This window comes from Chitinophaga ginsengisegetis (assembly GCF_900168065.1).
Taxonomy (GTDB): Bacteria; Bacteroidota; Bacteroidia; order Chitinophagales; family Chitinophagaceae; genus Chitinophaga; species Chitinophaga ginsengisegetis.
Map to the genome: position 1 here is coordinate 1,560,514 of NZ_FUZZ01000001.1, position 22,252 is coordinate 1,582,765.

18 protein-coding genes are annotated in these 22,252 nt (G+C 48.1%); 8 read left to right on the forward strand and 10 right to left on the reverse strand.

The features are described from left to right. Positions 1 to 308: 308 nt before the first annotated feature. Entirely contained in the window at positions 309 to 1,619 is a 1,311-nt protein-coding gene (locus B5Z18_RS06160; protein ID WP_079468499.1) for a sensor histidine kinase, read from the forward strand. On the opposite strand, the gene B5Z18_RS06165 is transcribed toward B5Z18_RS06160, so the two are convergent. The 9 genes from B5Z18_RS06165 to B5Z18_RS06205 form a co-directional block, all read right to left on the reverse strand. After that, positions 1,620 to 4,034: an ABC transporter permease gene (locus tag B5Z18_RS06165; protein WP_079468500.1), complete on the reverse strand. Its 2,415-nt coding sequence runs from the start codon at positions 4,032 to 4,034 to the stop codon at positions 1,620 to 1,622. A 116-nt stretch (positions 4,035 to 4,150) separates the two neighbouring features. Further along, positions 4,151 to 4,363: a hypothetical protein gene (locus tag B5Z18_RS06170; RefSeq protein ID WP_079468501.1), complete on the reverse strand. Its 213-nt coding sequence runs from the start codon at positions 4,361 to 4,363 to the stop codon at positions 4,151 to 4,153. 90 nt (positions 4,364 to 4,453) lie between these two features. Next, entirely contained in the window at positions 4,454 to 5,218 is a 765-nt protein-coding gene (locus B5Z18_RS06175; RefSeq protein ID WP_079468502.1) for an SDR family NAD(P)-dependent oxidoreductase, read from the reverse strand. Between the two features lie 93 nt (positions 5,219 to 5,311). Then, the gene (locus B5Z18_RS06180) at positions 5,312 to 7,108 is read right to left on the reverse strand and encodes a TlpA family protein disulfide reductase (protein ID WP_079468503.1); all 1,797 of its coding nucleotides are present in this window, start codon (positions 7,106 to 7,108) and stop codon (positions 5,312 to 5,314) included. A gap of 11 nt (positions 7,109 to 7,119) precedes the next feature. After that, positions 7,120 to 8,523 (reverse strand): RagB/SusD family nutrient uptake outer membrane protein, encoded by a 1,404-nt coding sequence (locus B5Z18_RS06185; protein WP_079468504.1) that lies wholly within the window; start codon positions 8,521 to 8,523, stop codon positions 7,120 to 7,122. 39 nt (positions 8,524 to 8,562) lie between these two features. Further along, entirely contained in the window at positions 8,563 to 11,775 is a 3,213-nt protein-coding gene (locus tag B5Z18_RS06190; protein WP_159454210.1) for a TonB-dependent receptor, read from the reverse strand. A gap of 258 nt (positions 11,776 to 12,033) precedes the next feature. Next, positions 12,034 to 13,221, reverse strand: coding sequence for a FecR family protein (locus B5Z18_RS06195; protein ID WP_079468506.1), 1,188 nt, complete (start codon positions 13,219 to 13,221; stop codon positions 12,034 to 12,036). A gap of 78 nt (positions 13,222 to 13,299) precedes the next feature. Then, a complete protein-coding gene (locus B5Z18_RS06200) occupies positions 13,300 to 13,935 on the reverse strand; it encodes an RNA polymerase sigma factor (protein WP_133256273.1) in 636 nt (211 codons plus the stop codon). A gap of 85 nt (positions 13,936 to 14,020) precedes the next feature. Continuing rightward, complete coding sequence (locus tag B5Z18_RS06205) at positions 14,021 to 14,650, reverse strand: helix-turn-helix transcriptional regulator (protein ID WP_079468508.1); 630 nt, start codon at positions 14,648 to 14,650, stop codon at positions 14,021 to 14,023. 273 nt (positions 14,651 to 14,923) lie between these two features. Here B5Z18_RS06205 and B5Z18_RS06215 point away from each other — a divergent pair, with 273 nt between their 5' ends. Continuing rightward, positions 14,924 to 15,490, forward strand: a complete 567-nt coding sequence (locus B5Z18_RS06215) for an NADPH-dependent FMN reductase (RefSeq protein WP_079468510.1) — start codon at positions 14,924 to 14,926, stop codon at positions 15,488 to 15,490. Here B5Z18_RS06215 and B5Z18_RS32240 read toward each other — a convergent pair. Continuing rightward, positions 15,443 to 15,676, reverse strand: a complete 234-nt coding sequence (locus B5Z18_RS32240) for a hypothetical protein (protein ID WP_143313506.1) — start codon at positions 15,674 to 15,676, stop codon at positions 15,443 to 15,445. The genes B5Z18_RS06215 and B5Z18_RS32240 overlap by 48 nt on opposite strands. A 45-nt stretch (positions 15,677 to 15,721) precedes the next feature. On the opposite strand from B5Z18_RS32240, the gene B5Z18_RS06220 reads away from it, so the two are divergent. The 6 genes from B5Z18_RS06220 (at position 15,722) to B5Z18_RS06245 (ending at position 22,252) form a co-directional block, all read left to right on the forward strand. Continuing rightward, positions 15,722 to 17,464: an ABC transporter ATP-binding protein gene (locus B5Z18_RS06220; RefSeq protein ID WP_079468511.1), complete on the forward strand. Its 1,743-nt coding sequence runs from the start codon at positions 15,722 to 15,724 to the stop codon at positions 17,462 to 17,464. After that, entirely contained in the window at positions 17,448 to 19,211 is a 1,764-nt protein-coding gene (locus tag B5Z18_RS06225; protein WP_079468512.1) for an ABC transporter ATP-binding protein, read from the forward strand. Before B5Z18_RS06220 ends, B5Z18_RS06225 begins: the two co-directional genes overlap by 17 nt. 45 nt (positions 19,212 to 19,256) lie before the next feature. Next, on the forward strand, positions 19,257 to 19,469 hold the full coding sequence (locus tag B5Z18_RS06230; RefSeq protein WP_079468513.1) for a hypothetical protein: 213 nt from the start codon (positions 19,257 to 19,259) through the stop codon (positions 19,467 to 19,469). A gap of 115 nt (positions 19,470 to 19,584) precedes the next feature. Beyond that, the gene (locus B5Z18_RS06235) at positions 19,585 to 20,169 is read left to right on the forward strand and encodes a TetR/AcrR family transcriptional regulator (RefSeq protein ID WP_079468514.1); all 585 of its coding nucleotides are present in this window, start codon (positions 19,585 to 19,587) and stop codon (positions 20,167 to 20,169) included. A gap of 71 nt (positions 20,170 to 20,240) precedes the next feature. Further along, on the forward strand, positions 20,241 to 21,449 hold the full coding sequence (locus tag B5Z18_RS06240; protein WP_079468515.1) for an MFS transporter: 1,209 nt from the start codon (positions 20,241 to 20,243) through the stop codon (positions 21,447 to 21,449). A gap of 5 nt (positions 21,450 to 21,454) precedes the next feature. Then, a complete protein-coding gene (locus tag B5Z18_RS06245) occupies positions 21,455 to 22,252 on the forward strand; it encodes a PhzF family phenazine biosynthesis protein (RefSeq protein WP_079468516.1) in 798 nt (265 codons plus the stop codon).

Sequence of the window (22,252 nt, forward strand, 5' to 3'; positions counted from 1 at the left end):
CTAACAGGTTAAAAAATTATTTACTCCGCATCCCCGGCTGCCCCCACAGGGAGAGCTATTTCCCCTTTACAACCTTTTACGTATACCCCTTCGCGTTGGGGGAATATTATCCCCTCTTACAGATAATGGCCCGGATATTGCTTCTCATGGCGGTCCGCGTTTCTTTTGGCTGAGCTGCTTCTTTTTTTAAAAATTAATGAGATGGTATGTAGAAAAGCGAAAAAAAATTATGACATTACAATTATATGATTATCCTGAGCCCGGCATTTTCACTGCCGACAGCAGTTGTTTTTGCTTAAATTAGTAACATGTCAACATCCGGAACCATAACGATATCCCAACGATTGAAACAGTTCTCTCATTTCCTGATCGGAGACCCCCAACAGTTCTCTCTGGAAAACCGTATATTCAATGCCATATGCGCTATCTCCCTCTTTATTATTGCCATTAACGTCCCGTACAATTATGTTACCGGCCTAACTGTTACCTCTCTCATCTTTGCCTTACTGGTGCCTGTATTTTCCTTTATTTATTTTCTTTCAAGATACCGAAAGAAGGTAAATATCAGTATAGCCCTTGCCGTGATCATGATCAACGTGAGCTTCGCTATTAACTATTTCTACAGCGGGGGGATACAGGGCGCTTCCCTCCTGTCGTTTACCCTGGCGTTTTTCCTGGGCATGCTGATTTCCCCGCGGAACCAATACTACTGGTGGCTGGCGCTGAACCTGTTCACCGTACTTGGACTGATCATATGGGAGTATTATTACCCGGCGTCGGTAGATACCGTTTATAAAACGAGGAAAGACATTTTCGCGGACATGACTCCTACCTATATTATCAGCGTGGGCGTAATTTTCGTGGGAACTGTTTACCTGAAAAATGCGTATAACAAAGAGAAACAGAGAGGGGAAGAAAAGACACGCTCCCTCGAAATCATGAATACAGAAAAGAGTAAACTCTTTTCACTCATCTCCCATGACCTGCGTAATCCTTTGGCGGCAATACAGTCGTACCTGCAGCTGATGCGTGAAATAGAACTGGACCCGGAAAACAAAACCCAGATAGAAACCGAGCTGCTGTATGTAGTAAACAGCACCCAGGAAATGCTGTATAATATATTGGTATGGTCTAAAACGCAAATGGACGGGCTAAATGTAAATCTCACCCCCGTGGACGTTGCATCCGCCATACACCCCATTCTGAAGATCAACAAAATGGCCGTATCCAAAAAAAGGATCAGCCTGGATACCAATATAGACGCTTCTATAAAAGTGATGGCCGACATCAATATGCTGCAGCTGATTGTACGCAACCTGCTTGGTAATGCCGCCAAGTTCACGCCTTCCGGGGGAACTATCTTCATCAAAACCAGCAGGGCCGGCAATAAATGTTTAATTGAAGTAAGAGACAGCGGGATGGGTATTGATCTGTCCAGGCAACCCGATATTTTCTCCCTGAAAGTACGTTCCACCTTTGGAACGGATAATGAAAAGGGCATTGGCCTCGGGTTATTCCTCTGTAAGGAATATACTACCGCGCAACAGGGACAGATCTGGTTTGAGAACAACCGCGAAGGCGGAAGCTCCTTCTACCTGGAACTCCCGCTGGCCAACTGATTATTCCGCTTTAAGACTGTTCACCGGGTTGGCCGTGGCCGCCCTGATAGCCCGGTAGCTAACCGTTAAAATGGTTATGGCGATGGCAATAAACGCCGCCAGTACAAAGATCGTCCAGTTCATTTTTACCTGGTAGGCAAAATTCTGCAACCACCGGCTCATCATATACCAGGCGAGGGGGCTGGCAATAACAATAGCCACCAGCACCAGTTTCAGGAAGTCTTTTGACAACATGGCCACAATCCCCGTTACCGAAGCGCCCAGCACTTTGCGGATACCTATTTCCCGGGTACGTTGTTCCGCTGCATAGGTGATTAACCCGAATACGCCCAGGGACGCAATCAATACGGCCAGTACGGCAAAGGAAATAAAGATCTTACCCGTGCGTTGTTCCGCAATATACAGGCGGTTAAAATCGTCATCAAGAAAAGAATACACGAATGGTTGCCCGCTCATACCAGGCTGCGCTTCATAGGCACTTTTGATTTTTGCCATCAGCCCCTGGATATTACCGGTATGAATACGGAATGCCATTACGCGGGGATTCTCCCTTAGCCGGAACACCATTGGCGGTATTTTATTTCTTAAGCTACCGGCGTTAAAATCCTTTACCACCCCTATCACTTTCAGCGGCCTGCTTCCATCTGCATAGAGATATTTTTCATTCAGGTCATTAAAGCCAAATAACCGGGCAGCAGTTTCATTGAGCAATATGGCGAAAGTATCCGAAGGCATGGTGGGCGAAAAGTTCCGGCCACTGGCCATTTGCATACCCATTGTATGGATGTAGTCTGCATCCACATACCATTCCGGTACTCCGGTTACCTGCCCGGCGCTACGGGCCGCATCTTTTGAATAGATGTTGGTGTTGAGGCTCATATCGGTAGGCAAAGAGGCCGTCATGGTACCTGATTCCACCCCCGGCATACTCAGCACCTCGTTTTTAAAGTTGCGGGCATGAATCCACAACGATTGTGTATTGCCCAGGATCAGCACCTGTTCCCGGTTGTATCCCAGCTTTTTACTCCGGATATAATTCAGCTGACTGTTGATCACCAGGGTGCCTACAATCAACAGGATGGCAGAAGCAAACTGGAAAACCACGAGGCTGTTTCGCAACCAGCCATTTTTGAAACCGCTGTTCAACCTGCCTTTCAGCACTTTGATAGGCTCAAAGCCCGACAGGAAAAAGGCGGGATAACTGCCTGCCAGCAACCCTATCACACCGGCCGTTACCAGCAGGAAAGGCAGCAGCCACAGGAAATACCCGGCCTCCAGTGTAATGTGTTTACCTGATAACTGGTTGAGATACGGGAGCAGTAAAATGGCCAGGGCCACTGCCAGTAACAGGGCAAAGAAGCTGGTCAGCGTAGACTCCGTAAGGAACTGGAAGATCAGGGAAGAACGCTGGGAGCCCAGCACCTTCCGCACCCCTACTTCTTTGGCGCGACCCGCAGACCGGGCGGTAGAGAGATTCATGAAGTTCACGCAGGCGATCAGCAGGATGATGACAGCCACCGCAATAAAGATGTACACGTATTGGATATTGCCCGAAGGCTCTGCTTCATCTGCAAGCGGGGAATACAAATGGATCTTTGTCAGCGGCAGGACGTTATACCCGAAATGCCCGCCTGATTTTTCGAGATCTGCAAAGTTGCTGCCCGTCATCTTCTGCAGCGGGGCTTCCATATATTTTTTGGTAACAGCATTCACATAGCTTTGCAGTTGTGCGCCGGTGGCTCCTTCCCGCATTAATACGTAGGTGGCATAGTTGTCTGACATCCAGCCGCCGTTTTCCCGGCTTTCGGGCAATTCGGACAGGGCCCGCACAAAATCAAAGTGCAGGTGCGACTGGTCCGGTACATCTTTTATCACGCCGCTGATCTGGTAAGTGGCGACATTATCTGTTTGCAGTGTTTTCCCTACTACATCGGTGCTGTTGAAATATTTGAGAGCCATCCTTTCGGAGATGACCATTGTATGAGGCTGGGTGAGCGCGGTTTTAGGGTCGCCGCTGATCATCTGTAAGCTGAATACGTCGAAGAGAGTGGAATCTGCAAAGCAGGCATTTTTTTCTACCAGGGTGGTGGTTCCTTTTTTCACCAGGATATTTCCCTGGCGGATAAACCTGACATAGTTTTCTACGTTGGGGTATTCCTGTTGTAATACGGGGCCAAGCTGGCTGGGGGTATATCTTTCTTTAAAAGCGTTGCCGTTTACAAAAAAGTCGGCGTTGATGCGATAAATCCTGTCGGCTTTTTTATTGAACCGGTCGTAGCTCAGTTCATCTGTTACAAATAAGGTGATGAGCAAACAGGTGGTCATGCCAATGGCAAGCCCGAATATAGTGATGGCTGAAAAACCTTTATTTCTCCAAAGGTTCCTGAGTGCGATGCTGAAGTAATTCTTAAACATAATATACGGGCGTTCTAATTCGATGCCGGAAATCAGGAGATATGATAATCAGCGCTTTAGTATCCATAAACGATCACCGGATGCCCGGTTTTAATACAGGGGGTGTCCGATTACGGTCATGGTTTATTTAGGGGCCGGACTCTCAGGGCGGTCCAGGTATCATCAATAGCAATGCTGGATACAGCGTCTAATCCCACTGCTCTGAAAGCGGCCGCCGTGTCATAATCAATGTTCCCTATGAGGCTGATGTATTCAGCAGTCGCATTTATGATCAGTGCGCTGCCTGCTTTATGAAAGTATAATTTCTTCCGTACTACTTCGGCAGACATCTTTTTATTTTAAAAATAGGGCATTTTAAACACCTGCCATAAAAAAGCACGGCAGGAAGTCTGCCGTGCTGCACAATTTGTTTGCGTCCCTTAGAGGAACATGCCTCCGGAAGCTTCAATACGTTGTGCTGTGATCCAGCGGGCTTCTTCGGTGCAAAGGAAGGCTACAATGCCGCCAATATCGTCTGGTACACCGGTGCGTCCGAGGGCGGTATGGGCAGCGATGTATTCAATTGCCTGCGGTGCATGTTCAAAGGTGGCTTTTGTAAAATCTGTTTCAATAATGCCCGGGGCTACTACGTTGGCCGTGATGCCGCGTGCGCCCACTTCTTTGGCGAGATACCTGGTGAATACTTCTATGGCTCCTTTCATGGAAGCATAGGCGGCATATCCGGGTGTGGCAAACCGTGCCAGTCCGGTCGACAGGTTAATAATGCGGCCATTGTTATTAATAAAAGGCAAGGCTTTCTGCGTGAGGAAGTATACGCCTTTTAAATGCACCTGATACAGTTCATCAAAATCCTCTTCCGTAGTGTTGGGGATAAGGGAACTTCTGTCGATGCCCGCATTGTTTACCAGGAAATCAAATTTGCCTTCGCCGGTATTTTCCTGCAGATGTGCTGCTACTTCTGCGAGAAACCCGTCGAATGCTTTTGTATCGCCGGTATCCAGCTGGTAAGCGATGGCCTTTTGTCCGATGGCCTGTATTTCTGCCACTACTTTATCGGCTTCTGCCTGGTTGCTTTTATAAGTAAGGATGATATCGTGTCCGCTTTTGGCGAGTTGTAAAGACATATTCTTACCTAATCCGCGACTGCCACCAGTAACCAGGGCTATTTTGTTTTTTGTTGCCATTTTGTTTTATTTTTTTGATAAGACAAATTTCCGGGAATATTTCCGGCTGGTTATGGTGACTACTTAAGTATTTAATGGTGACTGTTTAAGTATTTAGTCGTGTAACAGGATTTCCAGCTGTTGTTTTAGCTTTTCTTCCACCTCCGGACCTTCAAAGCCGATGTTACTGAAAATGATGTTTCCTTCTTTGTTGATGAGATAGGAAGCGGGAATGATATTGAATTTGAATTTATCTCCTATAGCGGGGTCTGTGTTATAATACACCGGGAAGGTATATTTCTTGTTACCGCTCCAGCCCTGCGCATCGGCCAGGGTATTCCTGGCGCCGCTGTTGGCAATCATAAAAACAACATCCGGGTGTTGTTTATATTGTTCGTATAACCGTTGGAGATAGGGCATTTCCTGCATACAGGGTACGCACCAGGTAGCCCAGAAATCGATCAGTATAATTTTACCTTTCAATGAAGCTGCTGACACCGGCTGGCCTTTCATATCCACAAAGGTGTTCAGCAACGGTGCGGGGCGGTTGATCCGTTGTTTCTTTACTTTCTCTATTAGTATTTTTTTCCGGAACTCCTGCAGCTGGTTCAGCTTTGCGGTATTATTGGTTTGCTGGTAATATGCTTCCGCGTTGTCGAGTGTTTCTTTATCTGCATAGTAATCCACGGCTTGTTCCATGTGTTTGTCTGCCGCAGCCAGGAGTCCCTGTTTCAGATCGATGAGGCCAAGTAAAGATGCCAGGTGCCGGCTGGCCTTATTATACACGGCGTTGCGCGTGCTGTCGTCCGCATATGGATAAATGTATCCTGTTTCCGGGAAATGGCGGATCACGCCTACCGGGTAACTGCGTACGCTGTCTAACGCACGTTGTGCATAACTGCGTGCGGTATCCAGAGCGAGGGTGTTATCCAGCAGTGTTTGCGCCACCTGTTGCCAGGTAATCACCTTGTAAGGGTTTTCCTTTTCGGTGGTCATAAAACGGGCATGATACAATGCCTTGCTGCTATCTTTTTTCACCGCATAGTACCGGAACAATACCTCGTGCATTTCCATGAAGGATTCCCTGTTTTCCGGGGTTTCCTTTTTCAGTTCGTTTTCAAAAAAGGTGATTTGCCGGGCGGTGTCTTTCCCTTTGGCTACTACGCCTGTCATGATATCCCGGCCCAATCCTGATTCCGGGTAACGTTCCATGACTACGCGCCGGATGGAATCCAGCCGGGTGTTTTCACCAATGATCAGGTAGCCCATGGTTACCTTGTTCATATTGCCCGGAGTGGTGGGTGCGCTGTTAAATTTATCAGCAATCACCTGGTGTGCTTCTGCTCTGAACCTTTCTTTTTCTTTGGTGGTGGTTGCCTTGTTCATTTCGTAGGTCAGCAGGCGCAGTTTTGCTTCGTAGTTATCCGGGTAGCGTTTCAGTTCTTCTTTATAAAGGGCGGCCTGTTTATCTGCCAGCAAAGGAGACTTACCCATTTGTGCGCTGAGGCTGTAGGCTTTGTACAGGGCCAGATCTTTTACCGGTACTTTGTTTTTATACACAGCTACTTCGTAGTGCCGGTCTTTTGCCGGTTTATCGGTAGCCTCGCCGCTCTCCAGGTAAAAGGTGGCGAAGGTGGTGTAATCGGCCAGCACAAAGGAGGTTGTCCATTTATTCCCGGTGCGCTGCATGTTCATACGCCATGCGAGGTTATAAAAATTGGAATAAGAAAACACGAGTGTTACCGGGGCGGCTGTGGCCGGAATCCCTGCTCCCGGCACGGTGGGATCGTAGGTGACGGTAACCGTTTGACCACGTTCCGGGTATTCCGGGCTAATCACCACCCGTTGTTGTGCATATATTTTACCGGCTGCCAGGGCAGCCAGTAAAAATATGATGGTTAACTTCTTCATATCAGCGATAGTTATTTGTACCCTTCGTTCTGGGTAAGGTTAACATTGGTTCTGATGGCATCAGAAGGAATCGGGTACAGGGTATCCGTAGACTGCCAGTTGGCGCCTTTAATAGGGCCTAACACGGCGTCTGATCTTTTGGTACGTTTCAGGTCAAACCAGCGGTGGCCCCACTCTGCGAACAGCTCCACTTTGCGTTCCTGTTCCACCGCCAGCAGTAAGGCTGGTTGTGTAAGAGAAGCGGACAAACCGGGTAAGCCCGCGCGTTGGCGGATAGCGTCCAGGTCGGCGCGGCCATCGTTGAGCTTTCCTTGCTGAATACGGGCTTCCGCGCGGATAAGATATTGTTCTGCGAGACGCATTACCATTGAGTATTCGGTAACGGCGCTGGTACTCGTTCTTACTTTGTATTTATAAGGGAAGTAAACACTAACGCCGGCAGTGGTTTTGTAGAAGGCTATCCATTTGGTAAACCGCTGATCATTCGGTTCATATTTTCTGATCAGGTTGATGGTATCCAGCCGGAATACCGCTGTACCAAAGAGTCCCGTGGTGGGGTTAATAGCCGGGGTAGAAGTAAATCCTTCCCAGGTGTTGCGGCCACCCACTACATTGAGCGGCTGCAGCTGCCAGATAGCTTCATTGCTGTTAGCCAGGAACACTTTATTCAGATCCGTTACCAATGAATACCGACCATTGTCGATCACCAGCGATGCAGTGGTTTCTGCCAGTGCCCAGTTCTGATTATAAAGATAAACCCTTGCCAGCAAAGCGTTAGCCACGGACTTATCGGGGCGTATATGCTGCCCCGTAGGATATTCATCTCCCATTAATTCTACGGCTGCTTTAAGATCTGTGATGATGGTGTTATACACTTCTGCACGTGGCGCGCGTGGTTTCACACCATTTGCTTTATAGTCGGTGCCGGTGATCAGGGGTACATCTCCATACATATTTACCAGGTAAAAATAACAGAAAGCACGCATGAACAGGGACTCTCCCATTAGCTGGTTTTTTACAGCAGGCGTTAATGCAGTGGCTGTGGAAAGCCCTTCTACGCAGGCGTTTGTCTGGTAGATATAACTGTAAAGATCAGCAAACATACTTTGCACATACTGGCTGCTGGGCAATAACCTGTTCTCTTTAAAAACATCATAGTTGGCGAAAGACGAGTAATAGGCCATATCATCTGCCTGCATTGCGGTGAGGTAGTTGATAAGCACATTCGCAAACTGGTAGTTGAATGAGTACATGCTGCCATATAAACCGGTAACTGCGGCGGTAGCCGTTTTATCATCTGTAAACACCAGTCCGGATACCAGCTCATTCTTTGGTAACGGCGTATCCACATACTTGCTGCAGGAACTGCTGCTGAAGAGGAGAACGCCGATTAAAAATATATGAATTCGTTTCATGGTAAATCTTTTTATTATCTGCAAAACAGGAATATTTCTTTATAAAGCAAACTGTAAACCGATGGTATATGCTTTTAACGGCGGCATTACCATACCCTGGGTTTCAGGATCAAGACCTTTATAGTTGGTAAAGGTGAGCAGGTTTTGCGCTAATGCGTAAACGCTGATATTATTGACTTTCCAGCGTTTGGTATATTTCGACAGATCATATCTCACAGATACATTTTTCAGACGGATGTATGAAGCGTCGCCCCAGTTGGCAGTAGAAAGGCTATAGCTCCTGTAGTTAGCCGTTCCTGCGGAGGTAGTAGCCCCGGGCACAGTGGTGTTGTCACCTTTGTTTTTCCAGCGGTCCAGCGCGCGCAGATCCTGGTTGGCGAAGGTGCCGATCGCCGGGCTGCCGTATCCGTAGCCAATTTGCGGGCCTTCCTGTTTTACAAACTGCAGGAGGAAATCAAGGCTGAAACCTTTATAAGTAAAGCTGTTTTGTAACCCGCCGTAGTATGCCGGCATGGTTTTGCCAAGCGTTACATAGTCGTCGTATTCTGCCGGATCGGTAGTAGTGCCGCTGTTGCTGTAGAACTGTGCCAATCCGGTTTCCGGATCGATGCCTATAAACTTGTATCCTCTTACAATGGTTAATGATTGTCCTACTACGTATATGTCTTTGTAAGCAGAGCCTTCAATCCCCGGGAACGATTTCAGTTCATTTTTACTCACCGTCAGGTTTAAAGATGATTTCCAGGTAAAGTTAGCCTGCTGGATATTGATAGTATTCACTTCAAATTCCCATCCGCTGTTAAGCACTTCTGCCGGGAAGTTGGCGGTGATAGACGGGAAGCCTACCTGTGGTGATAGCTGATACTGCACCAGTTGATTGCTGGAAATGTTATGATAATAATTGGTATTAAACAGGATCCTGTCTTTCAGGAATCCCAGTTCCAGTCCGATTTCCTTCTTACGGTTCTCTTCCCATTTATACAATGGGTTGGCCAGGCGGGTTGGTGTTAGTCCGGGTAAGCCATTATAAGGATATGGATTAGAGTTCCAGCTATCAAGGTATTGATAGTCGCCTACTTTATCATTACCCGTTATGCCGATACTTGCACGGAGTTTACCAAAGCTGAGGAAACTCACCTCTTTCATAAAACCTTCTTTGGTAAATATCCAGGCGGCTCCTATAGCGCCGAAGTTACCGAAGCGGTTGCCGGGGCCGAAACGGGTGGAACCATCGCGGCGATAAGTGGCATTCACTAAGTATTTTCCATCCCAGTTATAGTTGACCCTTCCAAATACTGAGGTGTAACGGTAAAAGGCGTACTGCGATGGATTGGGGGTGATGAGGCCGGCGGCCTGCTGATCTTCCAGCAGCGCATCGCTGGAGAAACCCGTTGCTTTTACTGATTGGCCCTGGCTGATGGTTTGCTGCCAGGTACCACCTACCATTACCTGCAGATCGCCTTTTGCGATGGTTTTGTTATAATCGATCTGTGGCTCAATGATGTAAGATCCAACATCGGCATTACCGAAATAAGACATACTCCCAGTGGAAGTAATCGGGTTAAAGGTAGCATTCGGGTATACCTGTAACTGCTTCATATTGGACTTATTATATCCAAGGCTGGTTTTCAGATTCAATCCCGGCAGGATGGTATACCTGATAGTACTGTTAGCCACAAGGGTATTGGTATTTATTTCAGACCGGCGCAACAGGTATGCCTGTGGATTTTGTGCGGTTGAAAACCAGTAGTATTTACCGGTAGAATCATACAGCGGATAATTCGGCGGCATGTTGAAGAAAGTAGTAAGATCGCTTGCCAGCGAATTATCTTTATTGGCAGTATAATTCACAGAAGTGCTGATGTTAAATTTGCCATCGGCGCTGTTATGGTTTAAATTAAAATGGCCTGCACCTCTCTGGTAGCCGAGGCTTCCGGGCATTACCGTTGATTCCTTGTGATACGTGCCGCTTAATATAAACTGTGTTTGTTCATTGCCACCGGATACAGAACCCTGTGCTTCCGTAGTATGACCCGTACCGCCGATCATGAACTTTTGCCAGTCGGTGGTGTGTTGCTGATCCCACAGGGTGAGGTCTGGTGCACTCTCTTCGTCGTATGGTTTATTGTCATTTTTGAAAGCTTCTTTACGCATGGCAATGTACTCAGGCGTATTGAGCATTTTCACCGTATTAACTACTTTGCTTGCGCCCGTGTATACGTTGAAGTTAGCCTGTGTTTTACCTGATTTGCCTCTTTTGGTAGTGATGAGCACCACGCCATTGCCGCCCCTGGAGCCGTAGATAGCTGTAGCGTCGGCATCTTTCAATACATCGATACGTTCAATATCAGAAGGATTGATCGTTGCCAGCGGGCTTTGATTGCCGTTGGCAGAAGTAAACTGATTCAGCGGATCGGAATAAAAAGGTACGCCATCAATGATGTACAGGGGATCGTTTGTATGATCGATAGAGCTTTGTCCTCTTATCACTACTTTAAAACTGGAACCGGGTAAACCGTTGGAAGAAGTAATGAACAGGCCGGCCATTCTGCCCTGCATGGCAGACAGCGGGTCCATTACCGGCTGTGAGGCAATGTCTTCCGCCTTGATGCTGGATACCGAGCCGGTGTTGTTACGTTTGCTGGTGGTACCGTAGCCGATCACCACGGTTTCATCGAGGCTGCTGGTGCGTTGGCGGAGAAACAGCTGCAACGGTCCGTAGTTGCCGATACGAACCGTATAGGGTTCGTAGCCTACGTAGGTTACCACCAGTTCATCACCAGGACCTGCTGCAAGGGAGAAATGTCCGTTTTCATCTGTGATGGTACCAATGTTGGTGCCTTTCACTTTAACGGTTACCCCGATGAGGAGGGCGCCTGCAGCATCTTTCACCACACCTGTCACCGGTTGCTGGATGGCTTCCGGTGAGGTGCTGATGTTGTTGCTGCCTGCGGGCAGCGCTTTCTTTTTGATGAAAATGGTTTTGTCTTTGATCGTGTAATCCAGTGGCTGGCCTTTAAAGATTTCCGCGAGAAAATCCGCGAGCCGGGTGTTTTCTGCTTTGATGGTTACCGGTTTAACGGTGCGCAGCAGGTCCCGGTCGTAAAAGAACAGGTAGCCGGTTTGCTGCTTTACAGAGGTAAACACCTCTTCCATCGGTGCATTTTTCACCGATACAGACACCGTTTGACCGAAGGCACCCGCAGATACTTTCAATGTCGCCACAATCATGAGAACAATCGTTAATCTCATAGTAAGTGCAATTTTGGTTGGGGAAAGTCCGGGCATAGAAAGGACTTTACCATAATAATTCAATTGCATAGATTTGCATTTGTTAGGATGGATAATCAGTATTCAAGTATGTACAAGCTTAGTGCTACTATCATCCGGACATATTCGCCGGGGGTGGGTCCAATCACCTCCGGTTTTTTTATCCGTATAGCGGCATTACAATCTCTGAAGTTGGTCGTGCATAAATGTTCAGTTGACAATAGCTAAAAAATAAACCCATTATGGTTCCACGATGATGCTGCGTCCCTGCAGGCGGAAATGGATACCGGTACTTTTCAGTCCTTCCAGCACATCCGACAGTGGCAGATTACGTTGAATTTCTCCCTGGAACCGGCGGGCAGGGATGTTACCTGCATAAACAATTGTTACATCATACCATCTGGCCAGCTGACGCATCACGGTGGGGATGTCTGCGTCGCGGAAATTAAATTCCTCCTTCTTCCAGGCCAGTATTGCCGCAGTATCTGCGTGCGCTACGATATCGATATTCCCGGGACTTTTTACCAATGCCTGCTGACCGGGTAATAATACCCTGGAGCTGTTGCCTGCATTGACTTTCACGGCTCCTTGTATAAGGGTCGTTTTGATGCCTGGTTCATCTGTATAGGCGTTGATATTAAAACTGGTGCCTAATACTTCTATATTGGTTTGGTGGCTGACCTTTACCTGGAAAGGCATTTTTGCCATTGCCGCCACTTCAAAATAAACTTCTCCTTTTATCTCCACTTCCCGTTTCCCTTGCCCGAATGCGGTGGGGAAGGTAATAGCGGAAGCTGCATTCAGCCATACCCTGGTTCCATCCGGCAGGGTGAGCCGGAACTGCCCGCCTCTCGGAGTAGCCAGCGTGTTCAGGGTGGTTTGTGCAGTATAATCCTGTGTGTTGTATTGCAGCTGGCCGTTATTCAAATGAATAAGGGCGCCCTGCTGCGTGATCACGCGGTTACCGTTGCTATCCAGCGGTATGACCGAACCATCTGCCAGCGTTAAAGTGGCTTTGCTGGTTCCGGGCAGTATAGGCGTGGTGGAAAGGGCCGCTACCGGGGCAGGCGGGGCGGAAGGGCGAAGAAAATATATGCCTGCCCCCAATAACAGCAAAACAGCCGCAGCAGCACTCCACCAGCGGTACACCGGGCGTACCGGCACGTTATCTTTTGCCGGGAAATGCTTTGCACTGAAAGTATCCCAACCGGCGGCAACATCAAATTTTTCATATTGCAACAGCTTATCACGGAGGATATCCGGATCTGTCATCTGTTCAAAAAAAAGACGGTTGTCTGCGGAGGCATCACGCCAGGCCCGCAGCTCTTCCTCTTCTGCTGCTGTTAATATATCCTGCTGATAACGGCTTACCAGGTAAGCAATTCGCTGCAATAACGGATTTGTTTCACTGTTTTGATCTGCTTCCAACTCACCTCTTTTACTATAGAAACAATAAAAAACTGCTTTCGATTAAATAAATCAAAAAAAAATTACCGGCTAACGGGATCAGTAATAATGATGATAATATTTGAGAAGGGTAATATAGATACCCAGTAATGGTAGGATGTTCTTTTTAATGAGACTGCTCCTGATAAGTTTAAGCGCCCGTAGTTTCTGCGCCCTGACGGTATTGTAGGAGATCTGCAGGGAGGTGGCTATCTCTTCATTTTTTCTTCCTTCGAGATAGCTCATTTTAAAGATCCGCCGGCATTGGGTGGGCAGATGCTCTATTTCCAGGTACAGCTGCTGAATAATTTCTGTTTCCGTAAGCACCGGATCGAAGCCGGCTATTTCTGTAGTTACCTGTTCTTCCTGTAAATAAGAGAATTCTTTTTCTTTGATATGGAGCCGTTCCCTGCTTTTCAAAAAATTGAGGCAGGCATTTTTGGTAGCAATAAAAAGAAAGGCTTTTATGTTGGTGGCGGATTTAAAGTCGCCCCGTTTATTCCAGAGCTTTGAAAAGGTTTCCTGCACGAGGTCTTCCGCCTCCTGTTCGTCAGCGACAATGGTAAAGGCAAAATAACATAATGCTTTGTAATGCTGGTTAAATATGAATTGGAAAGCGGATTGTTCTCCACCAGCGAACTTTTGCAGTAAAATATGCTCCTTGTTTGAATACTCCTCTATCATCCCTGGAAACACCCTCCTGACAATATAAACGATGATTTATCGGTATAAAAATACCGATAAAAGCTGATTTATTTATAGATGAGGGGAAAATATAGCGTCATTTCCCCGTGATCCTGTATACGCATCTCCGCTGTCCATCCAGTATATGTTCCACCCGTTCCACTTTCGCTTGCTTTCCCAGTATAGCGGAAAACATCTCCTGCTCCGACCGGCAGAAGCGGCTGCAGCAGCTGGCCGCCGCCTGTATGGGACAATGATTTTCTATAAGAAGATAACTCTTTCCTTCGTTGATATACTCCGCCATGTATCCTTCACGGTTACGGATATCCGCTAATGTGCTCACACGGTTTTCCAGTCCGGTGATGCCTTTCAGCTCTTCCTGGTATTTTTCGAGGGTGCTTTGAGCCGTGGCGTCCAGCACTTCGTTCATCGTATCTGTAGGGAGTGTTTTATTCATGTTGCACAGCAGACGCAATGCCAGGTCCTGGTGCCGGTCGGGGAAACGCGCGTTGCCCGCTTCCGTGAGTGCCCAGATTTGTTTAGGTCTGCCCCTGCCTTTGGCTTCGGTAGTAGCCTGCACCAATCCTTCATTTGCCAGTTTGAGCAACTGAAACCGCGCACCTTCCATCGTTACTTTCAGCTCCTCTGCCAACTTACACAAGGGTTGCGGCCCCTGTGTTTTCAGTATCCATACAGCCCGCTCATTATCGGCAAAGTTATTATTCATAATAAACAAAGTGTTTATTTGGTTTATTCAGCAAAGATACTATCTTTGTTCCATAAAGAAAACGATTTGCCGGGATATGCAACACGGGCACGCTTATCCGGCGGATCTCATACGCATGCCACGCGCAGGCATACGTATTTTCAAACTGCGCTCCCATATACCGCCGGCAGGGCCCTCCGGCTGGTAGCAACCAAACAATGCGAATAACCAGTTCCTGCTGAAACATCACTTTCAGTACAGGTAGCTGCATGTCTTCACAAAAAATAAAAAACAATGAGAATAGCCATATTAATCGGAAGTATCCGGCAGGGCAGGCAATCACACAAAATTGCCCATTACCTGCAAAAACAATTACAGGGCAAAGGACTGGAGACTGATCTCATAGACCTGGCCGAAAACCCGCTTCCCATGCTGGAAGAACGGGTGGGTATGCACCCGCAACTGCCACAGGCGGTAAAAGAACTGAGCCAGCGCCTGCATGCTGCAGATGCCATGATATTTGTTACGCCTGAATACCACGGCAGCTTCTCCGGCGTACTGAAAAATGCCCTGGATTATTTTTACAGCGAATTTTCCAGGAAAGCCATCGGTATTGTTACGGTGAGTGCAGGAAAACTGGGCGGCGTCAACGCAGCTACACAGCTGCAGCAGGTAATCCTCAGCGTTGGCGCTTATGCACTGCCGGTAAAACTCCTGGTACCGGAAGTATACGGCGCATTCAGTGATACGCAGGAACTTACCAGCGAGCACACGGCCAAATCAGCCACCAGGTTTATAGACGAATTTTATTGGCTAGCCAGCGCCATCTACGAAAAAAAGAAGGCGGCTGTTAGTATTTAAGTCAGTGGCCAGCGCATCTCCCAACGGGCAGGGACCTGCGCTGGTTCTTCTTTTCACCGGCCTTTCCTCCGGCGCTTCCCCTCCTTCCACTCCCGGTATCGCATCGAAATCCATTCCCTGAACCGCTAAAAAATCAATATCTTGTTGCGATATTATACAATATTTGCAGAGCGGATCCGTCTTCATGTGGAAACCTTTAAAAGCCGCGTCCTGCTAAACATCCAGTTAAAAATGAAACAAGAAGAGGGTAGTAAAAAGAAAGAAGCCGGCATATTCAGTCTCCTGCAACCATATATGGGTATGGTTAGCCTGCTGATCCTGTTTACATTGCTGAGCAATGGCCTCAACCTCTGGTTGCCCAAAATTATCGGAAACGGTATCGACAGCTATGAGCATGGCACCTTCCAGCTGAATGCGCTGGTGATAAAATTCACAGTGGCGGTGATCATCATCCTGGTGTTTACCTATCTGCAGAACATCATACAAACATATGTGTCTGAAAAAGTGGCGCGCAACCTGCGCACCAAAATATCGGATAAAATATCCGGTCAGAGCTATGCCTGGGTGGAACAGGCCAATCCTTCCCGGTTGCTCACCAACCTGATTGCCGACGTGGATTCCATCAAACTGTTTGTTTCGCAAGCCATCGTTTCGCTGGTATCTTCCCTGTTTATTATTATAGGCGCCAGCATCCTGTTGCTTACCATTAACTGGAAACTCGCACTGGCAGTGATTGCTACGTTACCTGTAATCGGGATCACCTTTTTCCTGGTATTGCGTAAAGTAAGATCACTGTTCATCAAAAGCCGGGAAGTAATGGACTGGCTGAATAAAGTAATTAACGAAAGTATACTGGGTGCAGCACTGATCCGGGTAATCAATTCGCAGCAACTGGAGTATCAGAAATTTCTGGATGCCAATGGTAAAGCGATGGATTTCGGGTTATCCATTGTGAAACTTTTCGCAGGACTGATCCCTGTTATTACATTTACCGCCGGCATTGCCAACCTCATCATCCTGGCGCTGGGCGGTCATTTCGTGATCACCGACAGTATGAGCCTGGGCGATTTTGCTGCCTTCAGCAGTTACCTCGCGTTACTGATCTTCCCGATACTGGTGATCGGTTTTATGAGCAATATTATTGCGCAGGCCACTGCTTCCTATCAACGAATCAGCGCCGTGATCAATATGCCCGACATTATGCCCGCTGGTTCGCTTACTACTCCTGTTAAGGGAGATATTGAGTTTCAGCATGTAAACGTAAACTACGGTCAGAAACCAGTGCTGAAAGATATCTCCTTCTCCATAAAAGCAGGATCAAAAGTAGCTATTATCGGACCCACTGCTGCCGGTAAAACGCAGCTGCTTTACCTGCTCACCGGCTTAATCAAACCCACTTCCGGCGTAGTGCTGGTAGACGGGCGCCCGGTAGTGGATTATAACAGTGAATCCTTTCACAGCCAGGTGGGCTTTGTGTTCCAGGACAGCATCATTTTTAATATGAGTGTCCGCGAAAATATTGCGTTCAACGAAACCGTTACCGAAGCGGCGATGGAAAAAGCGTTGCACACCGCGGAGCTGAAGGAATTTACCGACGCGCTTCCCGAAAAACTGGATACCATCGTTTCTGAAAGAGGGGCCAGTCTTTCCGGCGGACAAAAACAACGGATCATGCTGGCGCGTGCGCTGGCTATTAACCCGAAGATCCTGCTGCTGGATGATTTCACAGCCCGTGTAGATACCAATACGGAAAAGAAAATCCTGGCAAACGTACAGGTGGAATACCCCGGGATCACACTCCTGTCTGTAACGCAGAAAATTGCTTCGGTGGCGCATTACGATCAGATCATCCTGCTCATGCAGGGCGAGATTATTGCTTCCGGCGGACACGAAGAACTCCTGCATACCTGTCCCGAGTACGTTCAGATCTTTAATTCCCAACAAAGCACCAGCAACTATGAATTACAATCTTAATAAGTTTACGGAGAAGGAGCAGAAGATATCCAACTACTCCGCATTCAGGAATTTGCTGAAGCTGATTTCCCACGAAAGAAGAAACCTGGCGGTGGCTTTAACAGCCATCCTGCTGAATTCTATACTTAACCTGCTCGGCCCCTTTTTAATAGGTTATACCATCGATCATTATGTACAGCATAAGCAATATCACGGCGTACTGATCTTTTCCGGGATCCTGCTGGGCATTTATCTCACAGCGTTGTTCACCAGTTACTTCCAGACAAAGCTGATGGGTGGTGTTGGTCAGCGTACATTGTTTACCCTCCGGAATGCTATTTTTAGTAAGATACAGCAGCTGCCGGTGGCCTTCTTTAATCAGAATAAAGCAGGAGACCTTATTTCCCGCGTAAATAATGATACGGATAAACTCAACCAGTTTTTTTCACAATCGCTGATGCAGTTTGTCGGTAATATTTCCACCATGATCGGTGCCGGTGTTTTCCTGCTGATCATCAATTACAAGATCGGGATTGCCGCACTGGCACCCGCTTTGGCGATACTCATCTTTACAAGGATATTATCTCCCTGGGTAAAAAGAAAAAATGCTGCCAACCTGAAAACGGTAGGTAACATGAGCGCGGAAATACAGGAAAGCCTGAGCAACTTCAAAGTAATTGTGGCCTTCAACCGCCGCGATTATTTCCGGCAGCGCTTCCAGGATGCCAATGAAAAAAACTACGAAAGCGCCATTGGTACGGGGCTTGCCAACAACGTGTTCCTGCCTTTTTATGCCATGTGCGCCAGTATCGCACAGTTGCTGGTACTAACCGGTGGCATCTACCTGATCACACAAGGCGAATTTAGTATAGGCTTACTCGTTAGTTATCTCGCGTATGCTACTTATTTCTATAATCCACTAAGACAACTGGCTACGTTGTGGGCCAACTTCCAGGTGGCGATGGCAGGCTGGGACCGGATCTCTGAAATACTCGGACTGGAAACGGATCTCATTACACTGAACGCCACCACGGCTTACGGTCCTTCCCCGGCATTGCTGGAATTCCGGAATGTGCATTTTGGATATCCGGAAGGAAGGGAAATACTGCATAACATCAGCCTGTCGCTGGAAAAAGGAAAAACCTATGCACTGGTGGGTCCTACCGGTGGCGGTAAAACCACCACGGCTTCGCTGATGGCACGTTTGTATGATCCTACACAGGGCATTGTATTACTGAATGGAAGGGATATCCGCAGTTATGATGCCGATGAACGTTCCCGGAAGATAGGTTTCATTTTGCAGGAACCTTTCCTGTTTACCGGAACCGTAAAAGAAAACATCCTGTACGGCAACCCGGCGTATAAAGATTTTTCCAACGAACAGCTGACAGCAGTGATCAAGGAAGCTAACCTGGAAAAGTTGCTGGCTATTTTTGAAAACGGGCTGGAAACAAAAGTGCTTTCCGGCGGAGATGGCGTGAGCCTCGGACAAAAACAGCTGATTGCTTTTATGCGGGCAGTACTGCGTAAACCTGACCTGCTGATTCTCGATGAGGCTACTGCCAATATTGATACCGTTACCGAGCAATTGCTGGGAGAAATCCTGGAAAAACTGCCGGAAAATACCACCCGGGTGATCATTGCGCACCGGTTGAATACGATTGAAAATGCCGATGAGATATTTTTTGTGAATTCGGGAGAAGTCACACGGGCAGGGTCTTTACAAAATGCGATGGAGAAATTACTGCATGGGGTGAGAATGAGCTGATCCGTGATTTTACCCAAAATCCGGAATTTTTGTTATATTCACTACATGTCAAAATTCAAAGATGTAGTGGTAACACTATCAAAAAAACACCCCCAAACCGCTGAACCGGTGCAGGCCGGACACACGTTTGTGATAGGCGTATTAGGCAAAAAAACTGCCTTTTACGAAATTTCAACGGAGCAGTTAAACAATCTTCATAATGATGATCTGCAAAGAGAATTGTTTCAACTGCTTCATCCGCAAACCCCGCATCACTAGTCAGCATATTTTCCACACAAAAGATTAACCTGCGTATACCGCAGGTTTTTTTGTGCCGGAAAAATTTTGTACTATTTGGTAAAGAATATATCTTTGGGTGACAAAAGAGTGCGTTATGTCAGGCAGACCGAAAATATTTGACGACGGGGAAGTACTCAGCAAAGCGGCTGAAGTCTTCTGGCGGCAGGGATATGAGGCTACTTCCACGGAAGACCTTCTCGCTGCCATGGGCATAGGTAAGGGCAGCTTTTACCTGGCTTTTAAAGGTGGTAAAAAAGAGCTGTATGAAAAGGCGCTGGGGCAACACAGCGATCAGGCGATTGCACAGTTCAGAAGAGAACTCGATGCTGCAGAAGACCCGGTGGAATACATCCGGGAATTTTTCCGCAGGATAGCGCACAGCACCAAAACCAGGCACCAGAAAGGCTGCATCTTTGGCAACGCAGTAGCAGAGCTTTCCAATGTCGAAAACCCGATGATGAAAAGAGCTGCCACTCACCTGCAGGGGCTGGAAGGGTTATTCCTGGATGCATTACTGCGTGGGAAACAAAAGGGCACGCTGCATTCCAAACTGGAACCGGCACTGCTGGCGCGCCTGCTGCTCAATAACTGGAACGGTCTTGGTATTACCCGGCGCATTTACCAGGATAATGAAGCCCTCTCCGAACTGATAGAAACACAATTAAAAATTCTCGGTTAATCAAGGGACTTCGTAGTTCCTTTTTTTATCATCTATTTTGTACCATATAGTACAAAACATTTACTTCACTCATGGAAAAATTCACCAGGTCCACCGCACTGCTTTTTGCAATTGCGTGCGGCCTTGCAGTAGCCAATGTTTATTATGCGCAGCCGTTGCTGAACACAATGGGAAGCGATCTTCATATTCCGTCCCGCTCATTGGGGATCATTGTTACCATTACGCAAACAGGGTATGCACTCGGCCTCCTGTTATTGCTGCCGCTGGGCGATTTATTCAACCGCCGCAAGCTGATTGTAACGCAGCTGTTACTGGCGGTAGCGGCACTGCTCACAGTAGCATGGTCGCCGGCCAAACTGCCTTTCCTGGCCGGCATTGCGACGGTTGGATTACTGGCGGTAGTTACGCAAACACTGGTGGCCTATGCCGCTACACTGGCCGCCCCGGCAGAACGGGGGCGCATTGTGGGCCTGGTAACCAGCGGCGTAGTGCTGGGCATCCTGCTGGCACGCACCGTATCCGGCACCCTGGCAGATATAGCCGGGTGGCGGGCGGTATATTTTTTCTCTGCTGCATTGATGCTGCTCACTGCCGGTATCCTCTACCGGGTGTTGCCCGTTCATGATCCGCAGAAAACCATTACCACTTACCCGCAGTTGTTGTTGTCCGTATTCCGGTTATTCCTGCAGGAACCTGTGCTAAGGGTACGCGCGATCATTGCCTTCTTCATTTTCGCGGCCTTCAGCGTGTTGTGGTCGTCGCTGGTGCTGCCGCTTAGCGCGCCGCCGTATTCCTTTCCGGCATCTGTAATTGGCATGTTTGGTTTAATCGGGGTGGCAGGAGCCTTAGGCGCCGCCCGTGCCGGGAAGCTGGCAGACCGCGGCCACGGCCAGCGCACCACCGGTATTGCGCTCTTGTTACTACTCATTTCATGGCTGCCACTGGGCTTTGCCACGCATTCACTAACGGCGCTTATTGCCGGTATCATCCTGCTGGACCTGGCCATCCAGGCGGTGCATGTTACCAACCAGAGCATGCTGTATACCATCAGACCCGAATCACGCAACCGCATGGTGGCCGGGTACATGCTTTTTTATTCCATCGGCAGCGGATTAGGGAGCATTGCCGCCACCACGGTATATGCCCTCGCCGGATGGACCGCCGTATGCATACTCGGCGCCGTCATCAGCGCCGCAGGACTGCTTTTCTGGGCATGCACCCTTCCCCGGAAGGTACACGCTCAAAAAAGCAATATCTTTACGGTACAGCACCAAAACTAATCCTCATGCCACATATACCCATTTACCAGGTAGATGCTTTCACACATGAGCTGTTCGGCGGAAACCCTGCAGCAGTATGCCTCCTGGAAGCATGGCTGCCAACAGATATTCTCCGGAAAATTGCCGCGGAAAATTTCCTGCCCGAAACTGCCTTCTTTATTCCCTCCGGTCACCAAGGACACTATGAACTCCGGTGGTTTACGCCCGAAATAGAAATGGACCTCTGCGGACATGCCACACTGGCCAGCGCACACGTGCTGTTCAATCATCTCGGATGGGATATGCACCAGATCACTTTTCACACGCAAAGCGGAGCGCTTACCGTTTCTAAAAACAATGACCTGCTCACGCTTAACTTTCCATCACGACCAGCAGTACCCGCTTCCCTTCCAACAGAAATACTCAAGGGAATAGGCGTATACCCGATGGAAGTACTGAAAGCAAGGGATTATATCCTCGTGTATCATGATGAAGAAATAGTACGCAACCTGCAACCGGATAAAGCGATCCTTGACCAGATCAACCTGGACCCCGGCGGCATTATTGTTACCGCCAAAGGAAAGCACGTAGATTTTGTATCACGCTTCTTCACTCCACAGGCCAGCATCTTCGAAGATCCTGTTACCGGCTCTGCACATTGCTCACTTATCCCCTTCTGGAGCCAGCAACTGGATAAGAAAGAAATGATCGCCCTGCAGGTATCTCCCAGAACAGGAAAGCTCTACTGCGTGGACGCCGGCGACCGCGTACTGATAGGCGGTACCTGTAAGACCTACCTGGAAGGAAATATTTTTGTACCTTAA

Excerpts from the sequence above, each read along its gene's own strand:
- B5Z18_RS06160 (WP_079468499.1), top strand. The coding sequence starts at position 309 with ATGTCAACATCCGGAACCATAACGATATCCCAACGATTGAAACAGTTC.
- B5Z18_RS06165 (WP_079468500.1), bottom strand. The coding sequence starts at position 4,034 with ATGTTTAAGAATTACTTCAGCATCGCACTCAGGAACCTTTGGAGAAAT.
- B5Z18_RS06170 (WP_079468501.1), bottom strand. The coding sequence starts at position 4,363 with ATGTCTGCCGAAGTAGTACGGAAGAAATTATACTTTCATAAAGCAGGC.
- B5Z18_RS06175 (WP_079468502.1), bottom strand. The coding sequence starts at position 5,218 with ATGGCAACAAAAAACAAAATAGCCCTGGTTACTGGTGGCAGTCGCGGA.
- B5Z18_RS06180 (WP_079468503.1), bottom strand. The coding sequence starts at position 7,108 with ATGAAGAAGTTAACCATCATATTTTTACTGGCTGCCCTGGCAGCCGGT.
- B5Z18_RS06185 (WP_079468504.1), bottom strand. The coding sequence starts at position 8,523 with ATGAAACGAATTCATATATTTTTAATCGGCGTTCTCCTCTTCAGCAGC.
- B5Z18_RS06190 (WP_159454210.1), bottom strand. The coding sequence starts at position 11,775 with ATGAGATTAACGATTGTTCTCATGATTGTGGCGACATTGAAAGTATCT.
- B5Z18_RS06205 (WP_079468508.1), bottom strand. The coding sequence starts at position 14,650 with ATGAATAATAACTTTGCCGATAATGAGCGGGCTGTATGGATACTGAAA.
- B5Z18_RS06215 (WP_079468510.1), top strand. The coding sequence starts at position 14,924 with ATGAGAATAGCCATATTAATCGGAAGTATCCGGCAGGGCAGGCAATCA.
- B5Z18_RS32240 (WP_143313506.1), bottom strand. The coding sequence starts at position 15,676 with ATGAAGACGGATCCGCTCTGCAAATATTGTATAATATCGCAACAAGAT.
- B5Z18_RS06220 (WP_079468511.1), top strand. The coding sequence starts at position 15,722 with ATGAAACAAGAAGAGGGTAGTAAAAAGAAAGAAGCCGGCATATTCAGT.
- B5Z18_RS06225 (WP_079468512.1), top strand. The coding sequence starts at position 17,448 with ATGAATTACAATCTTAATAAGTTTACGGAGAAGGAGCAGAAGATATCC.
- B5Z18_RS06230 (WP_079468513.1), top strand. The coding sequence starts at position 19,257 with ATGTCAAAATTCAAAGATGTAGTGGTAACACTATCAAAAAAACACCCC.
- B5Z18_RS06235 (WP_079468514.1), top strand. The coding sequence starts at position 19,585 with ATGTCAGGCAGACCGAAAATATTTGACGACGGGGAAGTACTCAGCAAA.
- B5Z18_RS06240 (WP_079468515.1), top strand. The coding sequence starts at position 20,241 with ATGGAAAAATTCACCAGGTCCACCGCACTGCTTTTTGCAATTGCGTGC.
- B5Z18_RS06245 (WP_079468516.1), top strand. The coding sequence starts at position 21,455 with ATGCCACATATACCCATTTACCAGGTAGATGCTTTCACACATGAGCTG.